This window comes from Acinetobacter sp. YH12095 (genome assembly GCF_013419245.1).
GTDB lineage: Bacteria > Pseudomonadota > Gammaproteobacteria > Pseudomonadales > Moraxellaceae > Acinetobacter > Acinetobacter towneri.
The window spans coordinates 1-2,182 of record NZ_VPAL01000040.1; the positions used below are offsets into that span (position 1 = coordinate 1).

Here is a 2,182-nt window from a genome sequence, read left to right on the forward strand (position 1 = left end):
AACAAGCAACCACCCAACTGCAGAATCTTCGATTGGGTCAATTACAAATTCTACGTCAAGCTTGGCAAACTGCCCTCGCAGCTGAGGCACTCAGTATTGGCACAAGTTATGAAGAAATTAGCCGTTCGGATGCCTATACACAACTGAATAAAAAGGCAGTCGAAGCATCGCAAAATTTAATCAATGGGGGAGCACGATAAAATGAACGCCAAGCAAAACGGAAAAATATCCCAGTCTCTCATGATTGCAATTTTGATTCTGATTACGGTCTTGGTCAGTCTGGTTATTTGGTTAAGTTCAAAAAAAACTGAATCTGAGGGGCATGGTCATGATGAGGGAAATGCCGAACATTCTGATGAAGATAGTTCTGAAGAAGGACATGCTGAAGAAGGCGAAATACAACTGACCAGCCAACAAATGGTTGAACAAGGTTTAAAAGTTGCTGTTGCATCCACAGGATTGGTTGAAAAGCTGACAACCCTGCCAGGTAAATTGGTGGTGAATACCGATCAACAAGCGCATATATCGCCTAATTTTAGTGGTCATGTCGAGCAGGTCAATGTGGCTTTAGGACAGAGCGTGCAAAAAGGACAAACGCTGGCTGTACTAATCGTGCCTGAACTGATCGACCAACAGGCAAATCTGCGTATGGCACAGGTGAATCTGGATTTGGCCCGTAAAGATTACCAGCGCGAACAGCAACTCTGGTCACAGGGGATTTCTGCCAAACAGGATTACCAGCGTGCCGAAAATGCCTACCGTCAAGCGCAGATTACTGTCCAGTCCTCACAAGCACGTTTAAATGCATTAGGTGCAAGTGGCAATAACAATGGGCGTTTTCTGATTAAAGCACCGATCTCTGGGGTGATCAGTCAAAAAGATATTGTGGTCGGTGAAAATGTGCAACTGGCTAATCAGCTCTTTGTCATTGAACAGCTGAAAGATTTATGGCTTGAGTTTAATTTGCCGAATCAATTCTCAGGTCAACTGCAAGCCGGGCAAAAAATTGACTTTAAAGTGAATGATTCAGATCAAATCTATAAAGCTACTGTACAAAGCTTAACCTCTCAGGCAGATGTACAAACAGGGCGTCTGGTGGTGCGCGCAAAACTCGATGCGCAAGCTACTGAGTTGCGTTCTAATGTGCTAGTGAGAGTGTTGATTCCGGAAGCTACAGCAAAATCAGCCCTTCGGATTCAAAAGTCTGCGCTGCAAAGTATTGAAGGTGAAGACAGTATTTTCATCGTAGATTCAGAACAAAAAGGTCAAGTCCACTTAAAAGCACAGAAAGTGCAATTGGGGCAGGCTTCAAGTGATGGACAATGGCTTGAAGTGATTTCTGGGCTGACTGAAGGGCAGAAGTATATCGCTCAAGGCAGTTTCTTGTTGAAATCTGAATTAGAAAAAGACGAGGCAGGCCATGAACATTAATTCTGATCTGCCAAAACCAGAAGGTTTATTCGAACGAATCATTCAGTTTTCCATACAAAATGCGATTTGGGTGTTGCTCTTTGTCTGTACCTGGATTGCGGTCGGGGTGTATAGCTATCAGAAACTCCCGATTGATGCTGTACCCGATATTACCAATACCCAAGTCCAGATTAATACTCAAGCCAAGGGTTTTACTGCGCTTGAAGTCGAACAGCGGATTACCTATCCCATTGAAAATGCCATGGCTGGCATTCCGGATCTGGAGCTTACCCGTTCCATATCCCGTTATGGACTCTCTCAAGTCACCATTGTCTTTAAAGATGGGACTGATATTTATTGGGCCCGTCAGCAGATTAACCAACGGATACAGGAGGCGCAATCTGAGTTGCCTGCACAAATCGCACCGACGATGTCCCCCGTTTCTACGGGTCTCGGTGAGATTTATCAATGGGTACTGAAGGCAGATCCGAATGCGAAAAAGCCGGATGGAACTGCATACACGCCGATGGATTTGCGTGAGATTCAGGACTGGATTGTGCGTCCTCAACTGCAACGTGTTAAGGGAGTTGCAGAGGTCAACAGTATTGGTGGTTTTGAAAAAACCTATGTGGTCTCTCCCGATTTAAACCGGATGCAGCAACTGAATATCTCATTAGAACAACTGCAACAGGCTTTAGCGCAAAATAATGAGAACCGAGGTGCAGGTTATATTGAAGACAATGGTCAGCAACTGACGGTACGTGTACCGGGT

At 44.8% G+C, this 2,182-nt stretch carries 2 protein-coding genes and 1 pseudogene; all 3 read left to right on the top strand.

The genetic code is table 11. The features are described from left to right. Positions 1 to 200: pseudogene (locus tag FTU35_RS13100) on the top strand (TolC family protein); the annotation flags it as partial. A gap of 1 nt (position 201) precedes the next feature. After that, positions 202 to 1,431 (top strand): efflux RND transporter periplasmic adaptor subunit, encoded by a 1,230-nt coding sequence (locus FTU35_RS13105; RefSeq protein ID WP_016658777.1) that lies wholly within the window; start codon positions 202 to 204, stop codon positions 1,429 to 1,431. Next, positions 1,421 to 2,182, top strand: a 762-nt coding sequence (locus FTU35_RS13110) for an efflux RND transporter permease subunit (protein ID WP_180064800.1), incomplete at its 3' end; no start/stop codon positions are given. The genes FTU35_RS13105 and FTU35_RS13110, both read left to right, overlap by 11 nt.

Bases quoted from the DNA above. Each gene is read 5' to 3' on its own strand.
- FTU35_RS13105 (WP_016658777.1), top strand. From the start codon at position 202: ATGAACGCCAAGCAAAACGGAAAAATATCCCAGTCTCTCATGATTGCA.